26 protein-coding genes and 1 pseudogene are annotated in these 23815 nt (G+C 65.4%); 17 read left to right on the forward strand and 10 right to left on the reverse strand.

All coding sequences use genetic code 11. The features are described 5' to 3' along the window. Nucleotides 1-59: 59 nt before the first annotated feature. Nucleotides 60-1712: a DNA repair helicase XPB gene (locus Q0627_RS10170; protein ID WP_324384620.1), complete on the forward strand. Its 1653-nt coding sequence runs from the start codon at nt 60-62 to the stop codon at nt 1710-1712. Between the two features lie 4 nt (nt 1713-1716). On the opposite strand, the gene Q0627_RS10175 is transcribed toward Q0627_RS10170, so the two are convergent. Further along, complete coding sequence (locus Q0627_RS10175) at nt 1717-2253, reverse strand: hypothetical protein (RefSeq protein WP_291014945.1); 537 nt, start codon at nt 2251-2253, stop codon at nt 1717-1719. Between the two features lie 10 nt (nt 2254-2263). Further along, on the reverse strand, nt 2264-3052 hold the full coding sequence (locus tag Q0627_RS10180; protein ID WP_291014942.1) for a hypothetical protein: 789 nt from the start codon (nt 3050-3052) through the stop codon (nt 2264-2266). A gap of 35 nt (nt 3053-3087) precedes the next feature. Here Q0627_RS10180 and Q0627_RS10185 point away from each other — a divergent pair, with 35 nt between their 5' ends. After that, nucleotides 3088-4266, forward strand: coding sequence for a pyridoxal phosphate-dependent aminotransferase (locus Q0627_RS10185; RefSeq protein ID WP_291014939.1), 1179 nt, complete (start codon nt 3088-3090; stop codon nt 4264-4266). A 23-nt stretch (nt 4267-4289) separates the two neighbouring features. On the opposite strand, the gene Q0627_RS10190 is transcribed toward Q0627_RS10185, so the two are convergent. Beyond that, complete coding sequence (locus Q0627_RS10190) at nt 4290-4799, reverse strand: hypothetical protein (protein WP_291014936.1); 510 nt, start codon at nt 4797-4799, stop codon at nt 4290-4292. A gap of 199 nt (nt 4800-4998) precedes the next feature. Here Q0627_RS10190 and Q0627_RS10195 point away from each other — a divergent pair, with 199 nt between their 5' ends. Genes Q0627_RS10195 through Q0627_RS10205 form a run of 3 tightly spaced genes read left to right on the forward strand, consistent with a single transcriptional unit; the run spans nt 4999 to nt 7216 of the window. Then, the gene (locus Q0627_RS10195; protein ID WP_291020338.1) at nt 4999-6393 is read left to right on the forward strand and encodes a cytochrome P450; all 1395 of its coding nucleotides are present in this window, start codon (nt 4999-5001) and stop codon (nt 6391-6393) included. 41 nt (nt 6394-6434) lie between these two features. Further along, nucleotides 6435-6857 carry a hypothetical protein gene (locus tag Q0627_RS10200; protein WP_291020340.1) on the forward strand — a complete coding sequence of 141 codons (423 nt, stop codon included), beginning with the start codon at nt 6435-6437 and terminating at the stop codon, nt 6855-6857. Continuing rightward, on the forward strand, nt 6854-7216 hold the full coding sequence (locus Q0627_RS10205; protein WP_291020342.1) for a DUF5615 family PIN-like protein: 363 nt from the start codon (nt 6854-6856) through the stop codon (nt 7214-7216). The genes Q0627_RS10200 and Q0627_RS10205 overlap by 4 nt, the downstream gene beginning before the upstream one ends. A 47-nt stretch (nt 7217-7263) precedes the next feature. On the opposite strand, the pseudogene Q0627_RS10210 reads toward Q0627_RS10205, so the two are convergent. From Q0627_RS10210 to Q0627_RS10225, 4 genes and pseudogenes are all read right to left on the reverse strand, one after another. Then, nucleotides 7264-7608: pseudogene (locus tag Q0627_RS10210) on the reverse strand (SDR family oxidoreductase); the annotation flags it as partial. Nucleotides 7609-7925: 317 nt separating this feature from the next. Further along, on the reverse strand, nt 7926-8846 hold the full coding sequence (locus Q0627_RS10215; RefSeq protein ID WP_291015393.1) for an oxidoreductase: 921 nt from the start codon (nt 8844-8846) through the stop codon (nt 7926-7928). After that, the gene (locus Q0627_RS10220; protein ID WP_291015392.1) at nt 8843-10528 is read right to left on the reverse strand and encodes an adenylate/guanylate cyclase domain-containing protein; all 1686 of its coding nucleotides are present in this window, start codon (nt 10526-10528) and stop codon (nt 8843-8845) included. Before Q0627_RS10220 ends, Q0627_RS10215 begins: the two co-directional genes overlap by 4 nt. Before the next feature lie 165 nt (nt 10529-10693). Continuing rightward, entirely contained in the window at nt 10694-11236 is a 543-nt protein-coding gene (locus tag Q0627_RS10225) for a YceI family protein (RefSeq protein WP_291015390.1), read from the reverse strand. A gap of 197 nt (nt 11237-11433) precedes the next feature. Between Q0627_RS10225 and Q0627_RS10230 the strand changes: the two genes are divergently transcribed. From Q0627_RS10230 to Q0627_RS10265, 8 genes are all read left to right on the forward strand, one after another. Further along, nucleotides 11434-12390, forward strand: coding sequence for an ABC transporter ATP-binding protein (locus Q0627_RS10230; protein ID WP_291015388.1), 957 nt, complete (start codon nt 11434-11436; stop codon nt 12388-12390). Further along, a complete protein-coding gene (locus tag Q0627_RS10235) occupies nt 12387-13190 on the forward strand; it encodes an ABC transporter permease subunit (protein WP_291015387.1) in 804 nt (267 codons plus the stop codon). The genes Q0627_RS10230 and Q0627_RS10235 overlap by 4 nt, the downstream gene beginning before the upstream one ends. Before the next feature lie 179 nt (nt 13191-13369). After that, nucleotides 13370-14248: a 1-acyl-sn-glycerol-3-phosphate acyltransferase gene (locus tag Q0627_RS10240; protein ID WP_291015386.1), complete on the forward strand. Its 879-nt coding sequence runs from the start codon at nt 13370-13372 to the stop codon at nt 14246-14248. Next, entirely contained in the window at nt 14245-16329 is a 2085-nt protein-coding gene (locus Q0627_RS10245; protein WP_291015384.1) for an AMP-binding protein, read from the forward strand. Before Q0627_RS10240 ends, Q0627_RS10245 begins: the two co-directional genes overlap by 4 nt. Before the next feature lie 99 nt (nt 16330-16428). Then, the gene (locus tag Q0627_RS10250; protein WP_291015382.1) at nt 16429-16839 is read left to right on the forward strand and encodes an FMN-binding protein; all 411 of its coding nucleotides are present in this window, start codon (nt 16429-16431) and stop codon (nt 16837-16839) included. Between the two features lie 9 nt (nt 16840-16848). After that, nucleotides 16849-17751, forward strand: coding sequence for an FAD:protein FMN transferase (locus Q0627_RS10255; protein ID WP_324384630.1), 903 nt, complete (start codon nt 16849-16851; stop codon nt 17749-17751). Next, nucleotides 17748-18878 (forward strand): oxidoreductase, encoded by a 1131-nt coding sequence (locus Q0627_RS10260; RefSeq protein ID WP_298809478.1) that lies wholly within the window; start codon nt 17748-17750, stop codon nt 18876-18878. The genes Q0627_RS10255 and Q0627_RS10260 overlap by 4 nt, the downstream gene beginning before the upstream one ends. Beyond that, a complete protein-coding gene (locus Q0627_RS10265) occupies nt 18875-19291 on the forward strand; it encodes a hypothetical protein (protein WP_298809481.1) in 417 nt (138 codons plus the stop codon). The genes Q0627_RS10260 and Q0627_RS10265 overlap by 4 nt, the downstream gene beginning before the upstream one ends. On the opposite strand, the gene Q0627_RS10270 is transcribed toward Q0627_RS10265, so the two are convergent. The 3 genes from Q0627_RS10270 to Q0627_RS10280 all read right to left on the reverse strand — a co-directional run bounded on the left by Q0627_RS10270 (nt 19278) and on the right by Q0627_RS10280 (nt 21194). Beyond that, nucleotides 19278-19883, reverse strand: a complete 606-nt coding sequence (locus tag Q0627_RS10270; RefSeq protein ID WP_291015377.1) for a dihydrofolate reductase family protein — start codon at nt 19881-19883, stop codon at nt 19278-19280. The genes Q0627_RS10265 and Q0627_RS10270 overlap by 14 nt on opposite strands. 132 nt (nt 19884-20015) lie before the next feature. Further along, the gene (locus Q0627_RS10275; protein WP_291015375.1) at nt 20016-20555 is read right to left on the reverse strand and encodes a Uma2 family endonuclease; all 540 of its coding nucleotides are present in this window, start codon (nt 20553-20555) and stop codon (nt 20016-20018) included. A gap of 252 nt (nt 20556-20807) precedes the next feature. Then, a complete protein-coding gene (locus Q0627_RS10280) occupies nt 20808-21194 on the reverse strand; it encodes a carboxymuconolactone decarboxylase family protein (protein ID WP_291015374.1) in 387 nt (128 codons plus the stop codon). A 132-nt stretch (nt 21195-21326) separates the two neighbouring features. On the opposite strand from Q0627_RS10280, the gene Q0627_RS10285 reads away from it, so the two are divergent. From Q0627_RS10285 to Q0627_RS10300, 4 genes are all read left to right on the forward strand, one after another. Continuing rightward, nucleotides 21327-21728: a DUF302 domain-containing protein gene (locus Q0627_RS10285; RefSeq protein ID WP_291015373.1), complete on the forward strand. Its 402-nt coding sequence runs from the start codon at nt 21327-21329 to the stop codon at nt 21726-21728. Further along, on the forward strand, nt 21725-21985 hold the full coding sequence (locus Q0627_RS10290; RefSeq protein WP_291015372.1) for a metal-sensitive transcriptional regulator: 261 nt from the start codon (nt 21725-21727) through the stop codon (nt 21983-21985). The genes Q0627_RS10285 and Q0627_RS10290 overlap by 4 nt, the downstream gene beginning before the upstream one ends. A gap of 421 nt (nt 21986-22406) precedes the next feature. Continuing rightward, nucleotides 22407-23225, forward strand: coding sequence for a tetratricopeptide repeat protein (locus tag Q0627_RS10295; RefSeq protein WP_291015370.1), 819 nt, complete (start codon nt 22407-22409; stop codon nt 23223-23225). A gap of 301 nt (nt 23226-23526) precedes the next feature. Continuing rightward, a partial coding sequence (locus Q0627_RS10300) for a hypothetical protein (RefSeq protein WP_298809487.1) occupies nt 23527-23815 on the forward strand: 289 nt, incomplete at its 3' end.

Consider the following 23815-nt stretch of genomic DNA (forward strand, 5'->3'; position numbering starts at 1 on the left):
GACGCGGCCCGCCGGCACCCCGGTGGCCGGGCAGTCCGCGGATCTGGACAATGGAGCGGGTGACCGATGGACCCCTGATCGTGCAATCCGACAAGACGCTGCTGCTCGAGGTGGATCACCCCGATGCCGGTGCGGCGCGGGCGGCAATCGCGCCGTTCGCCGAACTCGAACGCGCCCCCGAACATGTGCACACCTACCGGGTGACGCCCCTGGCCCTGTGGAACGCGCGGGCCGCCGGTCACGACGCCGAGCAGGTCGTCGACGCGCTGGTCAAGTATTCGCGGTATGCGGTGCCGCAGCCGCTGTTGATGGACGTCATCGACACCATGGGCCGATTCGGGCGGCTGCAACTGGTCAAGAATCCCGCGCACGGGCTGACGCTGGTGAGTCTGGACCGGGCCGTGCTCGTCGAGGTAATGCGCAACAAGAAGGTCTCCCCCATGCTGGGCGCGCAGATCGACGACGACACCGTCATCGTGCATCCGTCCGAACGCGGCCGACTCAAACAGATCCTGCTCAAGATCGGTTGGCCCGCAGAGGATCTCGCCGGGTATGTCGACGGTGAGGCACACCCCATCGCGCTCGACCAGTCCGACTGGCACCTGCGCGACTATCAGGAGCTGGCCGCCGACTCGTTCTGGGCGGGCGGCTCCGGTGTTGTCGTCCTGCCGTGCGGTGCCGGTAAGACGATGGTCGGTGCGGCGGCGATGGCGAAAGCCGGTGCGACAACACTGATCCTGGTCACCAACACCGTCGCCGGCCGGCAGTGGAAACGTGAACTCATGGCGCGTACGTCACTCACCGAGGACGAGATCGGCGAATATTCGGGCGAGCGCAAGGAGATCCGGCCCGTCACCATCGCCACCTATCAGGTGATGACCCGAAAATCCAAGGGCGAGTACAAGAATCTCGACCTGTTCGACTCCCGCGACTGGGGCCTGATCATCTACGACGAGGTGCACCTGCTGCCCGCGCCCGTGTTCCGGATGACCGCCGACCTCCAATCACGACGGCGCCTCGGACTGACCGCCACCCTGGTGCGTGAGGACGGCCGCGAGGGCGATGTGTTCAGCCTCATCGGCCCCAAGCGCTACGACGCCCCGTGGAAGGACATCGAAGCCCAAGGCTGGATCGCGCCCGCCGATTGCGTCGAGGTGCGCGTCACCCTCACCGACGAGGAACGCCTGCAGTACGCGGTCGCCGAGAACGACACCAAGTACAAGCTCTGCTCCACCGCCCACACCAAGGTGAACGTCGTCAAGTCGATCCTGGCGCAGCATCCGGGCCAGCAGACCCTGATCATCGGCGCCTACATCGACCAGCTCGAAGAACTCGGCCACGAACTCGACGCCCCCGTCGTGCAGGGTGCCACCCGCAACAAGGAACGCGAGATCCTGTTCGACCGGTTCCGGTCCGGGGAGATATCGACGCTGGTGGTCTCGAAGGTCGCCAACTTCTCCATCGACCTGCCCGAGGCGTCGGTGGCGGTGCAGGTGTCGGGCACGTTCGGCTCCCGCCAGGAGGAGGCGCAGCGCCTCGGCCGGCTGTTACGCCCCAAGAAGGACGGCGGCCAGGCCCACTTCTACTCGGTCGTCTCCCGCGACACCCTCGACGCCGACTACGCCGCCCACCGCCAGCGCTTCCTCGCCGAACAGGGCTACGCCTACCGCATCACCGACGCCGACGACCTCCTCGGCCCGGCCATCGGCTGATGGCTCAGGCCTGATCCTGTTTCAGCAGGCAGTAGCCGACCTTGATCGGGGTTTCGTAGCCGACGGCGAGCTGGGTGCCGTCGCAGGTGGGCGTGGCCTCGCTGCGTTCGGTGGTCTTGAAGATCGCCGAACCTTCCTTCGGGGTCGCATCACAGGCGACCTTCTGATAGTCGGCGAGGATGCCACTGCTCATCGGGATCTGGTAGCACTGGTCCTTCACGAAGTTCGGCGTGATGCACAGCCGCGACTTGTCTTCGAAGGTAAGGACGGAGTAGTTCTCGTTGACGCACTTGGCGTCTTCCGCGATGACCGAGGCGGCGTAGAAGGTGAGTTTGTCACCGGAGTCGCACGAGGCCTTGTCGACATCGACCTTTTCTTCTTTGCCGCCGCCGCCGGAAATGGTGAGGCACTCACCGATCTTCGCGTCGGCGGCCTTGCCGATCTGAGTGTCGTCGCCACTGCTGCAGGCCACCGCGAACCCGGCGACGGCGAGCGCCGCACATGCCACCGAAACCCTTGTGAGCATTGTATTCTTCCGCATTACCTGTCCTTCAGCTCTGCCACTCATCGGTCACTTCGGCCAAACAGTAGCCCGCCGGAGTCGGGCGCGCCATAAAAAGCGGAACCTGACCTCTCGGGCACGACGGCTGCGAGGACACCTTGGATTCGACGCGTAGCACCCGGGCACCGGTGACGGTCGGATTCGAACCGCATGCGGCGTCGTTGAAGTCGGCGAGAGCGGTGTCTGTTTCGACTGTGGGGAACTGGTAGCAACTGCCTTCGCGCATGATCGGCGCCAGGCACAGCACCTCACCGGACCTGTCGCCACTCAGCCCGGTGAACCACAGTTGCGAGTAGTCGCCGCAGGCGGTGCGGTCCTGGGTCTTGCTGACCACAGCGAAATGGAATTCTTCTGTGCCACAATCGACTTCGTTCGCCTTCACCGAGGATGCCGACTCGGTGACCCGTAGGCAGTCGCCGATGGCGACGTCGTCGGCGTCTGTCACTTTGCCCTTTGTGGCGACCACGACCAGTACTCCGGCGAGCGCTGCGACCAGGACCATTCCGACACCGATCAGAATCCACAACCAGGTGCGTGACTTCTTGGGCGGTGACGGCGGCGCCGGATACGGGGTGCCGTAGCCGAGCACCTGACCATACGCGGGTTGCTGTGGCTGCCCAAACGGATAGCCATGGCCGTAGGGCTGTTGGGCGTAAGGCTGTTGCCCGGGAACCTGGGGTTGCCCGAATGCGCCGGTCGGAGCAGAAGGATAGACGCCCGGCTGTGGTGTTCCCGGCGGGTACTGCGGTCCGGGGTAGCCGGGCGGTGGAGTGCTCACGTGCGGCCATGTTACTTGCCACTAGCCTGAGGGGCATGAGCACCGAGTCCCACGCAGGCATGGTCGAGCGCCTGGTCCCGTTCCGGGCGACGATCTTCGCGGAGATGTCGGCGCTGGCGGTGGCCCACGACGCGATCAATCTGGGGCAGGGTTTCCCCGACACCGACGGCCCGGCGTCGATGCTGGCGGCGGCCGTCGACGCGATCAACGACGGCCAGAACCAGTACCCGCCCGGCATCGGGGTGCCGGTGTTGCGGCAGGCGGTGTCGCGGCATCAGCGCGCGCACTACGGCCTCGACTACGACCCGGACACCGAGGTCCTGATCACGGTCGGCGCCACCGAGGCCATCGCGGGTGCGATCGTCGGACTCGTTGAACCGGGCCGCGAGGTGGTGATGATCGAGCCGTATTACGACTCGTACGCGGCCACGGTCGCGATGGCGGGCGGGGTGCGGCGCACCGTGCCGTTGGTCCCCGACGGCGACGGTTTCCGCCTCGACCGCGATCGCCTGGCGGGCGCCGTCACCGCGAAGACGTCCCTGATCCTGGTGAACTCGCCGCACAATCCGACCGGCACCGTCCTGTCGGACGGCGACCTCGCCGAGATCGCCCGGCTGTGCATCGAACACGACATCGTCGCCGTCACCGACGAAGTGTACGAGCACCTGCTGTTCGACGGCCGCGCCCATCGACCCCTCGCGACATTCCCCGGCATGCGCGAGCGCACTCTCCGGATCTCCAGCGCTGCAAAGACATTCAATTGCACAGGCTGGAAGGTCGGCTGGCTGAGCGGCCCGCCCGAACTGGTGGCGGCCGCGCGGGCGGCCAAACAATTCATGAGCTATGTCGGATCGGGACCGTTCCAGCCGGCCGTCGCCCACGCGCTCGACCACGAGATGCCTTGGGTCACAGGCTCTGCCGCCCGCCTGCAGCATCAGCGCGACCTGCTCACCGGCGCCTTGCGCGACGCCGGTTTCGGGGTACACCGCAGCGAGGCAACCTATTTCATCTGCGCCGACCCCCGACCCCTCGGATTCGACGACGCCGCACAGTTCTGTCGCGAACTCCCCGCGACGGTCGGTGTCGCCGCCGTCCCTGTCAGCGCCTTCGTCGACGACCACGACTCCTGGCGCCACCTCGTCCGCTTCGCCTTCTCCAAACAGGAACACGTCATCGCCGAAGCCGCCGACCGCCTCCGCTCCCTGCACTCCTGAGCAGGCGGGCTGGGCGACACGCCCTAGAACACCTGAAAGCGAGCGTGGCCCGGAATGTGGCGCAGCCGGGTGGTGATCCACGAGCGGATCTGGCCGGTTCCGGTGTTCAGGCGCAGTTCGGCGGTGGTGCCGCAGCGGACTCCATTGACAATCGGTGTGCATTCCTTCGTCTGCGGCAGCGAGGTGAGCGTGAACGTCACCGATGTCGCGCCGCGCCGGCCGGTCCGCGTGTTCACCCAGTGGACGGTGGTGGGAACGTCGCACGCCCAGGTCAGCGTGAGTGTCGGTTCAGCCTTGAGCTTCGCCGTGAGATACACGGTCGCGCGGCCGGGCGCCATGGGATGGGTCACGACGACCCCCGAGATCTTCCCACCACAGATCGGTCCGGAGCCGGTCTTGCCGTGTGTGTAGGTCGGCGTGTACTCGACCCGTGTCGACGCCGATGCCGGCGCCGCCGGAACGAGTGCGATGAGTACGCCGGACAGAAGCCCGACGCCGACATTTCTGACCGATGTGCGTGACATATCGGTCATATCGGTACATATCGAAGGAGTGTTACCTGCCTCACATTTCCGGGCGAGTGTTTAGCACCCAAAAAGTACGTTTGACCTGGACATATAGGAATGCGCGGGTGTACTGTTGCCGCACTCTCCACCGCATCGACGTCAGTCCCACACAGCCGCGCGACGACGCGCATAACAGCCGACTTCTTGCCCCGACACGGAGGCCGCCATGGCCACTCGATCCGCTCAGCCCGACGTCTCCACGCTGCCACCACCCCCACGCTGCCCGCTCCCCAAGTTGCGCCAGTTGCGTGAGATCCGGGAGTTCCACACATTCGCCGAAACGGTTCGCGACTCGGCCGGACCTGTCGTCATGGTCAAGCTCGGTCCCAAGTCGCTGATGCCCCCGATCGTCTTCATCACGTCGCCACAAGGCATCCGCGATGTTCTCACCGCCCCGCACGGCAGCGCGGACAAGACCTCGCCGCTGTTCGTCGAGATGCGATATGTCCTGGGCTACAACCTCTTCGACATGCAGGATCACCCCTGGACCGCACACCGCAAAGCCGTACAGCCGCTGTTCACCAAGAATCGAGTGCAGGACTACGCCGGGGACATGAGCGCCGCAGCGCGATCACGGATGACCGAGTGGGGTCCGGCGGCGACGATCGACATCGACGCCGAGGTTCGCAGGATGACCCTCGATGCGGTCACCCGGGCCATGTTCGGCATCGACATGGACGTCGCCCGCACCGAATCACTGGGACACGCGATCCGGACTGTGCTGGCGCACATCACCGACCGCGCACTCGCACCACTGCGCCCGCCACATCAACTTCCCACTCCCGCACACCGTCGTGCGTATGCGGCCGCGAGGGAGATCCGATCGGCCGCCGACGACATCGTCCGGCGCTGCCACGAGGATCCCACGGTCGATGCGCCACTGGTACGAGCTTTGATCGGTGCCCACGATGCCGACACCGGCGAGACCCTGACCGACGCGGAAGTGGCGGAAGAGCTGGCGGCCTTCCTGGTCGCCGGCCACGACACCACCGCCACCACGCTCGCCTACTCCCTGTGGGCTCTCGGCAATCACCCCGAGATTCAGGAGCAGGTGCGCGCCGAGGCGTCATCGTGCGGGCCGGAACTGTCCCCGCAGGACGTCGGCGGCCTCGAATGCACTGTGCGTGTTCTGCATGAGGCGTTGCGATTGTGCCCACCCGGTGCCGGGGCGATCCGCACCATCGAACACGACCTGGCGGCGGACGGTTTCCGGTTGAGTCCCGGCACCGTCGTGTCCCTGTCCTTCTATGCGATGCATCGCGATCCGGCACTCTGGGACGATCCGCTGCGCTTCGATCCGGACCGCTTCACCCCCGACAAGATGAAGACGCTCGACCACTGGCAGTACCTGCCATTCGGCGGTGGGCGTCGCAAATGTGTCGGCGACCAGTTCGCGATGCTGGAGGCGACTCTCGCCCTGGCGACCCTGGTCCGCGACTACGAGTTCACCTCGCAGAGAGCCGATTTCCCGATCGCCGTCCCGTTCACGGTGGTCGCCGCAGCCCCCGTACCCGCCCTCGTCCGCCGCAGGCGAACTATCGAGCCGGAAGATGTGACCTGATGCGGAAGCCGACAGTCACACTTGCGGCTACACTGTAGGACATGGCTACGGCAACGCATATTCGACTGCCCGACGACGTGGACAAGGCGCTGTCGAGTTATGCCGCGCGCGTGGGCGCGGGCAAATCCACCGTCATCAGCCAAGCGGTCAGTGAGTGGTTACGCGCTGAGGCGCACCGCGGGATCGTCTTCGTCACCGAGGTGACCGGCGAACGCCGGGCTGCGCTCATCAGTGGCCCACAAGTGTGGACTGTTGCCGAAGCATGGCTACAGCACGAGCCTGAGCACCGCACAGCACGCGACCTGGCCGACACGTTGGGTTTGAGCATGAAGTCTGTCGAGACCGCCCTGGCCTACTGGGCCGACAATCGTCAGGAGATCGACGGCCTCATCACCCGGCACCACCTCGCACAGGACGAGGCGGTCGCCGCGTGGGAGCGTCGCCAAGCCCTCGGTAACGCGTGAGCATCACCTACCTGCTCGATGAACACTATCCGGGACGCCTCGCCGACGACCTCGCTTCGGCCGGTGTCGATGCCGTCGCCCTGGCCCGTGATCGACCGGAACTCCGCGGAGCCGACGACCGTGCGGTACTGGAGCATGCCGTGGCCGAGCACAGAGTCGTCGTCACGGAGGACGTGGCAACATTCGGTGTAGCAATCAGCCTGGTGCCCAACCACTTCGGAGTGGTGTTCTGTCATCACAGCAGATTTCCACGGACCCGGCCGGGCCTAGCCAAACTCGCACAGGCCCTCATCGGCCTTGCCGAAACACCACCGGAAGGGCTCGGCGAACACCCAATCGTGTGGTGGCTCGCCGAATAGTTCCACACCGGCGACGTTTGGTGGCCCATGATGACGGAAGATGACCGTCAGCGGTTGTTGTAGCCGGCGTCGACGGGGAGGGTGACGCCGGTGATGTAGCGGGCCTCGTCGGAGGCGAGGAACACCATCGCGTTGCTGATGTCGACGGCCTCGATCATCTCGACGGGCATCGGGTTCTTGAAGGCCGGATCGCTGGCCACGTCGGGGTGGGTGTTGATGAACTCGCCGTATTCGGCGTTGGCGACCATCGGGGTGTTGACCGCCGACGGGTGCACGGTGTTCACGCGGATGAAGTTCTTGGCCAGCTGGTTGGCGAACAGACGCATCAGTCCGACGACGCCGTGCTTGGCGGCGGTGTAGCCGGCCTGGCCGGGCATCGTGTTCAGGCCCATGCGGTCACGCCGGCAGAGCGCACCCCTCCTGAACATCCCGCGACCGGTTCCGGCTCAGCGCGGTTCGAGCGCCGGCACGAGGAACTGCCGGATCTTGCGCCGGAACCGGTCCAGCACCTCAGGGCTGTCGTCGTCCTGCCCGATGTGGGTGAGTTCGAGTTCGGCGATCCACTCGCACAGCAGCCGGATGTCGACGTATCGGGTCCGAATCTGTGGTCGGTGTTTGCTGGCTCACACCAGAAACTCACCGCGGACACCGAGATTTGTCAAGCGACAAGGCCCGCGACCCGGGCGACCATGACATAGGGCACCGCCGGTCATCCTGTGACGTCGAATCCGATACCGGTGAGCTTCTCGGATTCTTCCCAGAGTCCTTCGCGGCCGGCCTCACGGTTCGCGCGACCGGCGTGGCCGGCCTTCGCCGGCCCACCGCGCACACCGAGCTTGGGGCCGAAGAAGGTACCCGACGGCGCGTCGGAGGTGATCGCCGCCAGCAGGGTGGGCCGCGCGCCGGCGGCCGAGGACTGACCGAGCGGCCGCACGAAGACCTGCATGAGCGGCCCGTACACGCTGCGCGAATGCCCCATCAACTTGGTCCGTGCGATACCCGGGTGGGCGATGAACGACTTCTTCTCCGAGCCCGCCTCGCGAAGACGGTCGGCCAGTTCGAGGCCGAACATCAGATTGGCCATCTTGGAGTCGCCGTAGGCCTGCCAGCGCCGGTAGATGCGTCGCTCCCAGTTGAGATCATCGAGCTTGATGCGGCCGAGCAGATGCATGAACGACGACAGTGTGACCACCCGATCGGAGATCTTGGGCAGCAACAGCGCGGTGAGCGCGAAGTGGCCGAGGTGGTTGGTACCCATCTGCGACTCGAAGCCCTGCGCGGTGCGGCGCAACGGCACCGCCATGATGCCGGCGTTGTTGATCAGGATGTCGGCGGCGTCGACGGAATCGGCGAATCTGCGCACCGAGTCGAGGTCGGCCAGATCGAGTTCGCGCACGGTGGCGGCCGGACCGATCTGCGCGGCCACCTGATCGGCCTTGTCGGTGTTGCGGCAGGCCAGTATGACCTGCGCCCCGCGGGCAGCCAGTGCCTTGGCGGTGTCGGCGCCGAGTCCGCTGTTGGCGCCGGTGATGATCACCGTGCGACCGCTCTGGTCGGGGATATGGGCATCGGGCCATGATTTCCGGGAAGCGGATTTGCGGGAGGCGGATTCCCGGGAGGCGTCTGTCATAGCCGTAGCGTACGGCGCGCCGGACGCAGGATCGACGTCAGGACGTCGGAGATCTTCGGCGGATCGTGTGGCAGGAACTCGACCGGCATGAACAGTTCGGTGGGTTCCTCCCGGCCGCGCACCACCCGGGCGCCCACCGACCGCCAATGCCGCGCCTCGCCGTCGGCCTCACCCACCGCGGACGCATTCGCCAGCACCGAACCGTTCACGGTCTTGGCCAGGTCGGACAGTCGTGCACACTCGTTCACCGGGTCACCGATCACGGTGTACTCGTAACGCCGTTCGGAGCCGATGTTGCCGGCGAAGGTGGTCCCGTAACACACCCCGATCCCCCACTGGATCGGCAGTTCACCACGCAACTGCCGGGCCAGTTCACGGGCCGCGGCCAACGCCGCCGCCGCCGGATTGGGGTGCTCGACGGGCGCACCGAACACCGCGAGCGCGGCATCGCCCTCGAACTTGTTGATCATCCCGTTGTGCCGGCTGACCACCTCGTCGACGATCGTGAAGAACGCGTTGAGCAGTTCGGCGGTCTCGCCCGGATCCTTGTACTCGGCCATCGACGTCGACCCGACGATGTCGACGAACAGCACCCCGACGTCGGCCTTGGTACCTGAGCGGCCCAGTCCCGAGGACATCGCGCGTTCGGCGACGGTGTCGCCGACGTGCCGGGCGAACAGGTCACGCACCCGTTCGCGTTCCTCCAGACCCATGACCAGCTCGTTGAAACCGTGCTGCAGCACACCGATCTCCGACGAGTCGTAGACGGCGACGCGGGCGTCGAAATCACCTCTGTCGACCCGCAGCAATACCTGCCGCAGTTCCATGAGCGGGTCCGAGATCGACCGCGCGACCAGCGACACCACGCGGCTGCCCGCGGTCACCGCTACGAACGCGAGGATGACGGTGGCCCAATCGATGCGACCGTGCGGGCGGGGCAGGATGTCCAGACCGCGCCCGAGATTGAGGATGATCAGCCCGATCAACGGCACCGACGAACTGACCGCCCAGGCGGCGAGCATCCGGGCTCGCACGCCGTGCATCGCGTGGGTGGCGGGGTAGTCGTGCAGCGCCACCACGGCCAGCGGGCGCAACGCCCGCTCGGCGAACAGGAAGGTGAGCGATCCGCTCGACAACGCCGCCAGGGTGAACGCCACCGTCACCCCGAGGATCCGGCCGGCTGTCACATCGTCGGCGACAAGAACGTAGACGCCGACGGCACAGAACCAGGCCGTGACCGTCGCCGCCACCTGGCGGTAGGGCACGTGTTGCACGGCCCTGCGCCGTTCGTGGTCGGCGAGTGAACCGGTACGGAACCAGTGCATCTGCGGACGCAGCATCGCCAGCCCCAGCAACACGTTGAGCGCCAGACCCACGACGACCGCCGCGACGATGGCCGGGAAGTTCGGGGCGCCGATCGTCGAGTCGACGGTGAGCACTCCGCCGTTGTAGGCGAGCTGCACCAGCAGGAAGGTTTCGACGCTGATCGCGGCGTTGCTGACGACGATGACCAGGATCGAGATGGCCGTGGCACGTTTTGCCAGGCGAGTGCGGGTGGCGACGTCGAGGCCACCCCAGTCGACGGCGGGTTCGCCGGTGCCCAGGACGAAGGCCGTGACCTGACGACCGAACGCGAACCTCTGCATCGGGCGCCTGGATGCGGCCCAGCGCGGCGCCACCATGCGCCCTCCTCGCGTGCCCGTTCTTTCACCGACGACCAGTAGTAGGAGCCTACCCAATCGCGTGTCAGCCGAGCGACCTACGCGATAACTGACGGGCGCGTCGCACATATAGCCCGGCCGGTGGCGCCGTCGGGCAGCCACCGGCCGGAATGGTCGGCCGTTGGATCAGGCGCCCTTGCCGGCCTCGATCTCCAGGTTGATGGTGATCTTGTCGCCGACGACCACACCGCCACCTTCGAGCGGCATTTCCAGGTCGACGCCGAAGTCCTTGCGGTTGATCACGGTCGTGGCCTCGAAGCCGGCGATCGGACCCGCGCCCATGCCCGGGTTGACGCCGTTGAACTCCAGCTTGAGGCTGACGCTCTTCGTGACGCCCTTGAGGGTGAAGTCACCGGTGAGCACGTAGTCGTCGCCGTCGGCCTCGACATCGGTGGACACGAAGGTGGCCTTCGGGAAGTTCTCGGCGTCGAAGAAGTCCGCGGAGCGCACGTGGCCGTCGCGCTGGTCGTTGCCGGTGTTGATGGAGGCGACCTCGATCTCGGCCTGCACCGACGGGGTGCCGTCCTCGGCGACGGTGATGGTGCCGGAGAAGGTGTCGAACTTGCCGCGGACCTTGCTCACCATGAGGTGCTTGACGGAGAAGCCGACGGTCGAGTGGACCGGGTCGATGGTCCAGGTGCCGGCGGGGATGGGGGCTTTGACGGTCATTGTGGCGTTTCTCCTTGGCGGGTGGTGAACAGGGACAACAGGATTGGGAACAACCCGATCGGGGGAGGCCAGGATCTTCACGAGCGGGACCGCGGCCTTCACGTATTCTAAACGGACCCTGGTCCGATTTAATTCCCGACTGTGAAAATTCGTCCTGACGATACGGTGGAAGGCGCCCGGCCGTCGAGAGGACACGAGTGCAACCACCCGCCATCACCGTCGAGAACCTGACCAAACGCTTCGGCGCGTTCACTGCCGTCGACAACCTCAGCTTCACCGTCTGCCCGGGCCGGATCACCGGTTTCCTGGGCCCCAACGGATCGGGCAAGACCACCACGCTGCGCATGCTGCTCGGCCTGATGGCCCCGACCTCCGGGCGCGCACTCATCGGCGATACCCCCTACGAGGCCATCGAGCGGCCGGCAGGTGTCGTCGGAGCCGCACTGGAGGCATCGAGTTTCCATCCGGGCCGCACCGGGCTCGGTCACCTGCGGATGCTCGCACCGCAGGTCGGCGTCGACGACGCCCGCTGCCGCGAGATCCTCGACTTCGTCGGACTCACCGACGCGGTCAACCGGCGCGTCGGCGGATATTCGATGGGTATGCGCCAGCGCCTCGGCCTGGCCGCCGCCCTGCTCGGCGATCCGAGGATCGTCATTCTCGACGAGCCGACCAACGGCCTCGACCCGCAGGGCATCGTGTGGATCCGGGAACTGCTGCGCTCCCTGGCAGCACAGGGCCGCACGATCCTCGTGTCCAGTCACGTCCTCGGTGAGGTCCGCAGCACCGTCGACGACGTGGTGGTGATCGGCGGCGGCAGGCTCCTGCACGCGTCGTCGCTGACCGCTTTCGAGGGACTGGCACGGCAGTCGGTGGGCATCCGCACACCGGCACCCGACAAGCTGCTGGCCCTGGCCCAGGAACACCAATGGACCATTTCGCAGGGCCCGGGAGGTTTCCGCATCGACGACGTCGACGCCGCCGTCATCGGTGCCGCCGCCTTCGCCGCGGGCATCGAACTGCATCAACTCACCGACATCGGCGGCGACCTGGAGTCGGTGTTCCTGCAATTGACCGCGGGCACCGACCGCCGGGCCACCCCTGCACCGGAAACCACCCCACCCGGGACCACACAGGCAGGAGCCGTCCGATGAAGACCGCACTACTTGCCGAGTACCGCAAGTTCACCTCCACCCGCATGTGGTGGATCCTGCTGATCGGGCTCATCGCCTATCTCGGGTTCGTCGGGCTGGCGATGGCGTTCTCACTGACCGCGGGCACCGACGAACTCGACGCGACAACCCTCGCCGGCGCACCGCTGGCCCGGTCCATCTACGCCCTCATCTCCCCCATCGGCTACGTGTTCCCGCTGGTCATCGGCTCGCTCGCGGTGACCGCCGAGTTCCGGCACAAGACCATCACCGCGAGCCTGCTGGTGGAGCCGCGACGTGGCGTGCTGCTGGGCGCCAAACTGCTCGCGGGAATCCCGATGGGCCTGATCTACGGCGTCACCGCCACCGCGACCGTCGTGATCGCGGCCGCCCCGCTATTGGCCTGGCGTGGTGACGGGGCGTTCCTCACCGACGGCGCGACCGTCGAGGTGATCGTGTTCTCGGTGATCGTGATGGCGTTGTGGCTGATGATGGGCGTAGCGATCGGCTCGGTGCTGTCGAATCAAGTGGCGGCGATCATCGTGCTGCTGGCGTTCACCCAGTTCGTCGAACCGATCGCCCGGGTCGCGCTCGCCGAGTTCGATTCGACGTCGTCGGTGGCCAAGTTCCTGCCGGGCGCGGCGGCCGACGGCATCATCGGCTCCAGCTTCTACAGCAGCGCCGGCAGCGGCACGGCCATCGAACTGCTGTCGCGTCCGGCGGGTGCGGCGATGATGGTCGCCTACATCGTCGCGCTGGCGCTGATCGGCCGGTTCACCACGTTTAAGCGCGACATCAGCTGACAACCCACGTCATTGCGGCGTCGAACGATTCGCATCCAAACGCGACATCAGCTGACGCTCCCCGCTGCGGATTCGCCGAGCGGCATGTATTTCGGCAAATCCCAACACTCGCGCGTGCGGTCGGCTACCGTTCATCGGCGGCTGCTGCCACAATGACGCACGCCTGGAGGGACTTGAGGATGAGTGGAGAATCGGGTGGCACCGGGGTGGGCCCCGCTGTGCTGTCGCTGGTGACCGGGCAGGTCAAGCGGTTCCTGCCGCGACTACGGGTGGGCAACCTCGACGACCGCGACCCCGACGCGATTCGCGAGATGCTGCCCGGAATGTGGCTGGCCATCAGCGTGTGGTTCCGGCCCGACGTACGTGGGCTGCATCACATTCCGGCCAAGGGCCCGGCACTGATCGTCGGCAACCACACCGGCGGCATCCTTTCGCCGGAGGTGCTGATCAGCCAACTCGCGGTCACCTCGTACTTCGGTGCGCAGCGCCCGTTCTATCAACTCGCCCACCGCATGGTGCTCAACTCGCCGCTCGCCCCGATGCTGCGCAAGTTCGGCACCGTCGAGGCCGACCCGGAGAACGGCCACACCGTCCTCGCCGACGGCGGTCTGCTGCAGGTGTTCCCGGGCGGCGACTACGAGGTGTACCGGCCCACGTCACAATCGGCGCTGGTCGACTTCGACCGCCGCAAGGGCTTCCTGCGGCTGGCCCTCAAACACAATGTGCCGATCGTGCCGCAGGTGACCATCGGCGGTCAGGAAACCGCCCTGTTCCTGGCCCGCGGAGACTCGATCGCCCGCTTCCTCGGTCTCGACCGGACCATGCGCCTGAAGGTGCTGCCGATCGTGCTCTCGGCGCCGTTCGGCGTCACCCTGCCGTTCAGCCCGTTCATTCCGCTGCCGGCCAAGATCACCATCTCTTATCTGCCACCCATCGACCTGCGCGCCACCTACGGCGACGATCCCGATCTCGACAAGGTGTACGACGACGTCGTCGGGCAGATGCAGGACGTGCTGACCGCTCTCCAAGCCGAACGAAAGCTGCCGGTTCTCGGATGAAAATCGAACATCGCGAAGTCATCGCCGCCCCCGTCGACGAGGTGTGGGCGCTGTGCTCGGACCCGGTGGGACTGACCCGGTTCACCGGCTCGCACATGCAGATCGTGGCGCAGGAACCCGACCGCGAACCCGCACTCGACTCCCGCTACCGCGTGTTGATGCAGGTGGGCGGCGCCACGATCGGCGGCAGCGTGATCGTCACCGAGTACACCGAGCCGCGCGAACTCGCCTGGGCCACGTACGGCGGTGTGACACACCGGTTCCGGCTGCGGCTGCGACCCGTCGGCGGTGGTACCTCGCTCACCCTGCGGGTGTCCTACGACGCACCGGGCCTGCTCGGCGCGGTCGCCGACCTGGCCGCCTATCCCAAGGTGTTCTCGGTCCTCAAGGACATGGTCGAACACATCAAGACCGAGGCCGAGGGCGAGATCGGCGCCGCGCCCACCAAATCGGTGCCGCGGCGTATCACCGACGAGGTCGAGTACCTCACCACCCTGACCAAGGCCGGCATCATCGCACCGATGCGGCCGGATCGCCTGGTGCGCATAGGTTTTGCCGCGCGCAACTGGGGGCTGTCACCGGCATCGCTGATCGCGATCGGCGAGGCCCGGCACGGCGACCGCATCGCGATCATCGACGACCAGGGTGCACTGACCTACGCCGAGGCCGACCGGCAGAGCACCTCGATCGCCGCGGGCCTGCGGATGATCGGGGTCAGCGAGGGCGACGCCGTGGCGTTGCTGGCCCGCAATCATCGCGGTTTCGTGCTGGCGATGTCCGCGGTGGCGAAGGCAGGAGCCGATGTGCTGCTGCTCAATACCGGATTCTCCGCCAATCAGATCGCCGAGGTGTGCCGCCGCGAGCAGCCGTCGGCGATCATCTACGACTCCGAGTTCGCCGAACTGGTGTCCGACGCTACCGCCAACCGCAGGGCGATCCTCGCCGACGGCGCGAGCACCGACCTCGAACCCGAACCGACGACGCTGGCCGCCCTGGCCGCGGCTTACCCCAACAGTTCGCCGCCGAGCCCAGGCCACACCAGCAAGATCACCATCCTCACCTCCGGCACCACCGGAACTCCGAAAGGTGCTGCGCGAGGAGCAATCTCGGGCGGCGGCTCAATCCCGACGCTGGAGGCCCCGGCAGCGCTGCTCGACCGCATCCCGCTCAAGACCGGGATGCGGGTGGGTCTGGCCGCACCGGCCTTCCACGCCTGGGGTCTGTCGAATCTGCTTCTCGGGCTTGGCCTGGGCTGCACCTTCGTGTGCGTGCGCAAGTTCGATCCCGAGCAGTGGCTGGCGGCGATCGCCGAGCACGACGTGCAGGCGCTGGCCGTGGTACCGGTGATGCTGCAACGCATGCTGGAGTTGCCCGGTGACGTGCGTCAGCGGTACGACACGTCGTCGCTGACGGTGGTCGCGGCATCGGGATCGGCACTGCCCGGCGACCTTTCGGACCGATGGATGAATGAGTTCGGCGACAATCTGTACAACCTGTACGGCTCCACCGAGGTCGCCAACGCCACCATCGCCACACCCGAGGACATGCGGCGCGCACCCGGAACCGCGGGCAAACCGACCCGCGGCACCACGGTGAAGCTGTTGGACGAGAACAACTCCGAGGTCCCGCAGGGCGAGGTGGGCCGTATCTTCGTCGGCAACTCCCAGCTGTTCGACGGCTATTCCGGCGGCGGCGACAAACAGCGCCGCAACGGCCTGATGGCGACCGGCGACGTGGGCCGTTTCGACGCCGCGGGCAGATTGTTCGTGGTGGGCCGCGACGACGACATGATCGTCTCGGGCGGCGAGAACGTCTTCCCCAAGGAGGTCGAGGACACCATCTCCCGGCATCCGGCGGTCGCCGATGTCGCGGCCATCGGTGTCGACGACGAGAAGTTCGGGCAACGTCTGCGGGCGTTCGTCGTCCTGCGCGACGGCCAGCAGACCACCGCGGATGAACTCAAAGCACTGGTCAAGAGCCAACTCGCCGGCTACAAGGTGCCCCGCGACATCGACTTCATCGATGAGTTGCCCCGCAATGCCACCGGAAAGGTCCTGCGGCGAGAACTGCAGTCGCGTTGACCGCAGTGAATGGAAAACAATTTCAGATCGGTATTTCATCGCTGCGCAATATTAGGGAAGGCTATCTTTCGTAGTGTCCGACTTGGTACTGTTCTAGCCATGAATCCAACAAAGAATTCTGTTCACGGATCCGTTCGGGTGGCGGGCGTGCTCGCGGCCGTCGCCACGGCCGGAACCCTGACCACCGCACTCGCGGCGGACGCGGAGGCCGCCAACTACCGGGACGGCACCTACTCTGCCACCGGCAACTACACCCGTCCGGGCGGACCGGACAAGATCAATGTGACTGTCACACTGAAGAAGAACATCGTCCGGTCCGTCCGCGTCACTCCCGGCTCGTCGCATCCGGTCGCGTCGCGGTTCCAGCGTCTGGCCGCCGGTTCGATCGCCTCTCAGGTCGTCGGTAAGAACATCGACTCGGTCAACGTGGGCAAGACCGCCGGATCGTCGTTGACGCCGAAGGGATTCAACAACGCGATTTCCAAGATCAAATCGCAGGCCCGGCGGTAGTACCGCAAATTGACACACGCCATCACCGCCGATTGGTCTTTTGAATCACTGGGGACGCAATGGATGGTGTCCACACCGGAACCACTGCCACCTGAGTGCACCCACGCGGTCACCGCCGAACTCGACCGCATAGACGTGATGTGGTCGAGGTTCCGCAGCGATTCCACCGTCGGTGAGATGGCCCGCCGCCCTGGGCGGTTCCCGATTCCCGAGTCCGATCAGCCACTGGTGGACTGGTACTGGCGTCTGTACCAGTCCACCGGCGGCGCGGTCTCCCCGTTCGTCGGGCAGGCCCTGGCCGACGCCGGATACGACGCGAGCTATTCGCTGCGTCGAATCGCCGGCATCGCGCCGTGCCCCACCTGGTCCGATGTCATCGAGTCCCACGACGGCGAGTTGGTCACCCGGCTGGCCGCGATCATCGATGTCGGTGCCGCGGGCAAGGGTTTCGCGATCGACCGCGTCGCGGCGATCGTCGCGGAGCAGACCGGAACGTTCATCGTCGACGGGAGCGGCGACATGGTCATCTCGACCGGCGACACGCCGGTGCGGGTCGCTCTGGAACACCCGGCCGACCCCACCAAGGCGATCGGCGTCGCCGAGATGTCTTCCGGCGCCATCTGCGCGTCGGCTAGCAACCGGCGGTCCTGGGCGGATGGGATCGGGGAGTCTGCCGGAACCTGGCATCACATCATCGATCCCAAGACCGGGACACCCACCTGGGACGTCGTCGCCACCTGGGTGATCGCGCCGTCGGCAATGATCGCCGACGGTCTGGCGACGGCGCTGTTCTTCACTCCCGCGGAGGACCTGTATGCCCGATCGGAGGGCCTGGATTTTGATTACGTGCTGATCCGGCACAATGGCCAGGTCGAGTATTCCGATTTTCCCGGGTTGGAGCTGTTCGTATGATTCGGTTTGTACCGCGTGGGCTCACCGCGCATCGGGCGGTTCTGCTGGCGCTGGTGGCGCTGACCGCGTGCGCGTTCTTGGTGGCCGCCACCGACGACGAATTCGGCTACCTGCCCGCCGATCTGTTCAAGTCGCTCGTCACGGTGATCGTCGTGTTCGCGACGGTCAGTTTCGCCGGCGCCGCGATCGTCCAGGTGCCACCGAATTCCGATTCGTGGCTGATCACCGCACTCATCCTGTTCTTCGTGATGCCGGTGGCCACCGACTCCGCGACCTGGAAGACCGCAGCGATCGGGGCTGCTGCCGCGGCGGCGTCGAAGTATGTGCTCGTGTGGCGGCGACGCCTGATCTTCAACCCGGTCGTGGTGGGCGCGATCGTCTGTTATGCCCTGATGTACGCCGATATCGGTGGGCTGATGTTCATCTCGTGGTGGGTGGCCGCCGAGCCGCTGCTCGTCCCGATGCTGGTCATCGGGGCACTGCTGGTGATCGTGCTGCGCATCTGGGAACTGGTCGGGGTGTTTCTGGCGGCGTCGGTGATCACGCTGCTGATCGCCGGGCAGTTCACGGCGGTCCCCGACGCCGGGATGTGGCTCAAGTCGACGCCGGTGCTCTTCCTCGGCACGATCATGCTGCCCGAACCGCTGACGTCGCCGCCCACCCGGATCACGACACTGATCTACGGCGCGCTGGTGGGTGTGCTGTTGCACAGCCAGCTGACGTTCGAGGTGAGTTCGGCCTATGAGTTCTCCTTCGACCCGGAGATCGCCCTGGCGTTCGGCTGCCTGTTCGCGTTCGCGGTCCGGCTGTCGTCTGGGACGGCGCGGCGGATTCCGTTGTCGGCCACCACCGAACCGTCGGCGACGGGCACCTATGTGGTGGCCGCTGAACCTACGGGCGATGCCCCGATGTTCGTTCCCGGGCAGTGGGCCACTCTCAGCGCCCCGAGTTGGTCGATGCCGGTGTGGCACAGTTCGCGACGCGTGTTCTCGTTCTCGTCGGTACCGGGTGCCGATTCGGCCGAATTCTCGTTCACCACCGGCCCGCATCCCTCACCGTTCAAGGCACGTCTGATCAGCGACCAGAAGGCCGCCTTCATCGACAATCAGGCGGCGACTTCGTCGTGAAGCCCGCCGATTTCGCCACCGACCGGATCGTGCTGATCGCGTCGGGAATCGGTATCACCCCGTATATCTCGATGCTGCGCACCTGGCTCGCCGCCGGCACCGATCTGTCACCGGTGGTGCTGGTGCACATGGTGGGCGACGACAGCCGGCGCGTCTATCGCGACGTCCTCGCCGCGGCCGCAGTCCGGGGAGCTCGGGTCGAGATCATCGAGAACCCGGACGCCTCTCCCCAGGCCATCGACCGCATCGTCGATCTGTCCCACGAACTCGCCGCCGCCGGTCCCCCGCCTCGCTACTACATCTCCGGCGTCCCCGGTTTCGTCTCCGCCACCCGCTCGCGCCTGATCCGAGCCCACCGCGACCTCCTGCTGCGCCCCTGGCGAATCCACACCGACTCCTTCACCGGCTACTGATCCGCTCGTAGGTCATCAGCGATACCCCACTGTCGAACGGTGCAGCCGACCGCAGCGCGTACCGGTCGATCACGGGTTGCGCGCCGGATGGTTGGGTTCCGAAGAGCGGCACACCTTTTCCGAGGACGACGGGATACACCTTGAGGTGCAGTTCGTCGATCTCCTCGCGTAGCGCGCCCGCCAGGGTTCCACCACCACACAGCCAGATATCCAGTCCTTCTTCGGCTTTCAGCTCGCGGACGCGTTCAGCCGGATCCGTGCGCACCAGTTCGATAGCAGGATCGTCGACGACGGTCAGCGTGGTGGAGAACACCAGATGCCGCAGGTGCCGGTAGGCATTGGTCACGCCCGCCGCCAACCCGATCTCGTACGTGCCACGTCCTTCGAGCACGGTGTCGAAATGCTGTGGCGCAGTGTCGGTCAGACCGAGCATCGGCCGGATGTGGCTGGGAATCATCTCCGGATATTCGGCGATGAGTGGCACCGCGTGAGCGCCTTCGGGATTGAATACCGTACCGGTGGGATCGCTGTCGGCGGCATCGGAGATGAAGCCGTCGAGTGTGGTCGCGACAAAATAGACAAGTTTTCGCATGAGAGCCCCTCAAGGGTATGAGAATGACGCGCCCACTGTCGGGGCGCGCAATGACCGTGTGATCGGGCTCAGGAGATCATGTCGGCCAACGTACGCCCACGACCGAACAGACGCAAGCACCTTTCGTACCGGCTACAGACTGAGTGCGTCGATGTCTACACTCAGCGGATAGGGCTTTTCGGTGCTGAACACACCCGTATGGTCGGTGCCCACATACCCGTCATCGGTCAGTTCCAATGCGGTCAGGACTCCCAGGTCCCGATCGATGATCCAGTAGTGACCGATACCGGCGTCGGCGTATTCGCTGCGCTTGGTCACCAGGTCGGTACGCCTGGTACCGGGCGAGAGCACCTCAACCACTACCTCGACCTGTGCTGATTCCAACAGCTCTTCGGCGAACTCCGCGCAGATGACGACATCCGGCACGCGTACGGTCGCGGGTGTTGACGAATCGACGACGAGATCGACTTCCGCGAGGGCCTCGACACCGTCAGGAAGCTGAGCCGAGATCTGCGTCACGAGCCGGGAGATCACGCGAGCATGCGACTTTGCCGGTCCGGGTAACACGAAAAGCACGCCCTCCTGCAGTTCGGTTCGCGTATCCTCGTCCTCCCCCAGGGCACGCCAGTCCGCCAGCGACAAGAGCTGCGGGTACGTCTGGGCGACGGTCATGGCGGCCATTCTACGCGCGGACACCCGTCAACGACGCTGGTCGCGTCGACGGCGGGTGTCCGTGGTCCCCTCCGGTCAGGACTTGAATCTGTCTCGCAGGGACTGTTTGGCGTGACCGGGACACCAGTCGGCCGGCGGCACGGTGCGACGGACTTCCTCGATGTGGCTGCCGCAGCCTGTCCAGGTGGTCTTGCCGCAGATGCGGCATCGGATGGGTTGGCACATGTCGTACTTCCTATCAGTATCTCGTCACTATTGTGCGGCCTGCTCCGAAACGAATCCGCGGAACACCTCGTAGGCGCGGGCCCCGTGGATGGTCGCCGGACCGCCGTGCATGAGGAAGGTGACGCCGATGGCCTCCGCGGCCTCCTGTTCGGTGGCCCCGGCTTTGACCGCGGCCTGCCCGTGCGAGGCGATGCATCCGTCACACCCTTCGACGACGCCGATCGCGAAGGCAATGAGTTCCTTGGTTTTCCGGTCGAGCGCACCGTCCTCGAACGCCGCGGCGGCCAGGGCGCCGAAGCCGGCGTACACATCGGGGATCGCCTTGCGCAGGGCCCGATGCTGCGGCCCCAGCTTGCGCAGGGTGTCCGCGCCGGTCTGGTTGTCTGTCGTGTGGTTGCTGAGGGCGCCGACCATGATGAATCTCCTTGACTTGAATGGGGTTTGGTGTCAACCCGAGGTTATGACACGGCGAACGTAGCATCCCCCCAGGGGGTTATGCAAAGATGGTGATCGTCCACGAACGAACCTGCAAGGAGGCCGAACCCCATGACCGCATTCACCCTCGCCCGCACCCTGGACCTGCCCTACGCCCAGGCGGTGACCCAAGTCCGCGACGGCCTCGCCGGCGTCGGCTTCGGAGTGCTCACCGAGATCGACATCGCGGCCACCCTCAAGACCAAACTGGACGTCGACGTCGCCCCGAAGATCATCCTCGGCGCGTGCCGTCCCCAACTCGCCCATCAGGCCCTACAGGCCGACCCCCGCGTCGCCACCCTGCTCCCCTGCAACGTCGTGGTCAGCGCCGACGGCGACGGTTCACTGGTGGAGATCATGGATCCCGGCGTGATGCCGGCCTTCACCGGCACCGCCGAACTGGAGGTGGTGGCCACCGAGGCCCGTACACTGCTCGCGTCGATGCTCGACAACCTGCAAGGAGTCACCGCGTGAAGATCCCCACCGACGACACCAAACCCATCGTCACCCGCCTCAAACGCGCCCACGGCCACCTCGCCACAGTGATCCGCATGCTCGAAGAAGGCCAGGACTGCGAAGACGTCCTCACCCAGCTAGCCGCCGTCAACAAGGCCCTCGGCCGCAGCGGCTACGCCCTCGTCGCGACGGGCCTCCAACACTGCATCGCCACAGAAGGCCCCGAAAACGTAGACACCAAGAAACTAGAAAAACTCTTCCTAGCCCTAGCCTGAATACCCACACTATGTGGTGGATCGGTGCGCTATACGAGCACCGATCCACCACATAAGCCGCCTGGGGAGGTGCCGCCGCATCGTGTCTTGCGGGCGCCCGGCCGCACACACGTGCAATAACATCGGCGCGCCGGCGCTCCCGAACCCATTGCCACCCAAGGGTGTAGCCCAAAGGGACGAACTTCGCGACGATCCCACGAAAATTTCCGCAACGACGGGTGAAGGTCCAACAAATCTGCCTATCCTGACATCACCGACATCTCGCCGACGTTGCTTCGGAAAGGAGAATCGCCGATGGCGATCGACTACTCACGACGGAAGCCCCCCCCCGACGCTAAATAGGCTGCAGCAATCGCTGGCAGGCACAGATCCGACGACGCAAACCGGTCCGACTCAGGAACCCGACTGGCTTCAAATTGCCTTGGACCACGGCAAAACAGGAAACGTATCGCAGTCCAACGACGCCGCACGCAAGGCGACCGCACAGCTGCCCGATAGCCCCATTGCGTGGCATGTTCGCGGGTTGAGCTCGTTCCATCTCGACGACAATGCTGACGCCGAGTTCGCACTGGGCGAGGCCATTCGTCTCGATCCCAATGAAGCGAGCAGCCATGACGATCTCGGCGACGTCTACCTCGCCAACGAGCAGGCAGAGCGCGCACTCGCTGAGTATTCTCGAGCCGCAAAACTGGATCCGGGCAACGCACACTACTCGGCATCCGTCGGATGTGCCGAGGCTATGCTCGGCAACATCAATAAGGGGCACGACCTCCTCAAGGCAGCCCACGAGAAGCAGCCGGATGACGACGGTATCCGGGAAATGTATGCCCAGGTTCTTCTGGACATGATCGTCGAAAGTTGGTCTACGAACGAAGACGCCGGCACGAAACTCATCCTCTCGGAGAAGCAGCTCAACTATGGAAAAGAAAAGTTGGCCTTCATCGATACCCTTGGCGTCACAACGATCGACGACGACGTCGCTATCGTACGACAAGACTTGGAGCAAGCCGAACGGGTCAGGTTCTGGTCTAGCAAAGGCTTTTGGCTCCTCATCAAGTGGGTGACGGTCGGTATCCTCTTGACAGTACTCGGTTCATTCATCGAACCGGCGGCCATGGGAGGTTTCGCATTGGCTCTAGTCATAGGTTCCGCCGTACTCACCTACTGGTACCGGATTCCTGGTTGGAAATACAATCGGAGGATCGCATCGTCCCACGTTCGCAAGACCGGTCTCCAGTAGTCGGGGTCGGCATCAACTCAGAAAGAAATCACACCTGCCTCGGGTAGATAATATCCGGGCTCAATATAGGCGACGCTATTTCACCCGACGAACAACTTCGGAAAATCATCTCCGCCGCGAAAGGAACTCATATCATGAGCTATTATCAGAATTGCACCCATTGCCACAAGCCCACCCTCGAGTGCCAGAAGTGCCACGGCAAAGGAAGCGGCTCAGGCATGTTCAACGGCAACCAGCCCTGCAGCTACTGCAGCAAAGGAGCCGTTTGTCGAACCCATGGCAAACACTGGGAGTGACGTGCGTGGAGTGCGACCGCATTGAGCGCATCGGGCATGCGCCCCAGCGTCGGCACGTCACCGACCGCTCGATCCATGGTGATGCGAAGCGAATCCGATGTGTATCAGATTTGGCGGCCGAAGCCACAGCGGAGTTCAAACGATCGAGCAAGACGGAACTCAACCTCGGTACGTTGAGTTCCGTCTTGCTCGCACCGCCCGAGCAGGATGTCAGCCCGTTCGGGCATTCTGTCAATACCGCTATAGGCATCGACGACGACCTGATCACGGGCCGCGACTACAACCCGCCGATAT

This window comes from uncultured Gordonia sp. (assembly GCF_937858515.1).
In the GTDB taxonomy this organism is placed as follows: Bacteria; Actinomycetota; Actinomycetes; order Mycobacteriales; family Mycobacteriaceae; genus Gordonia.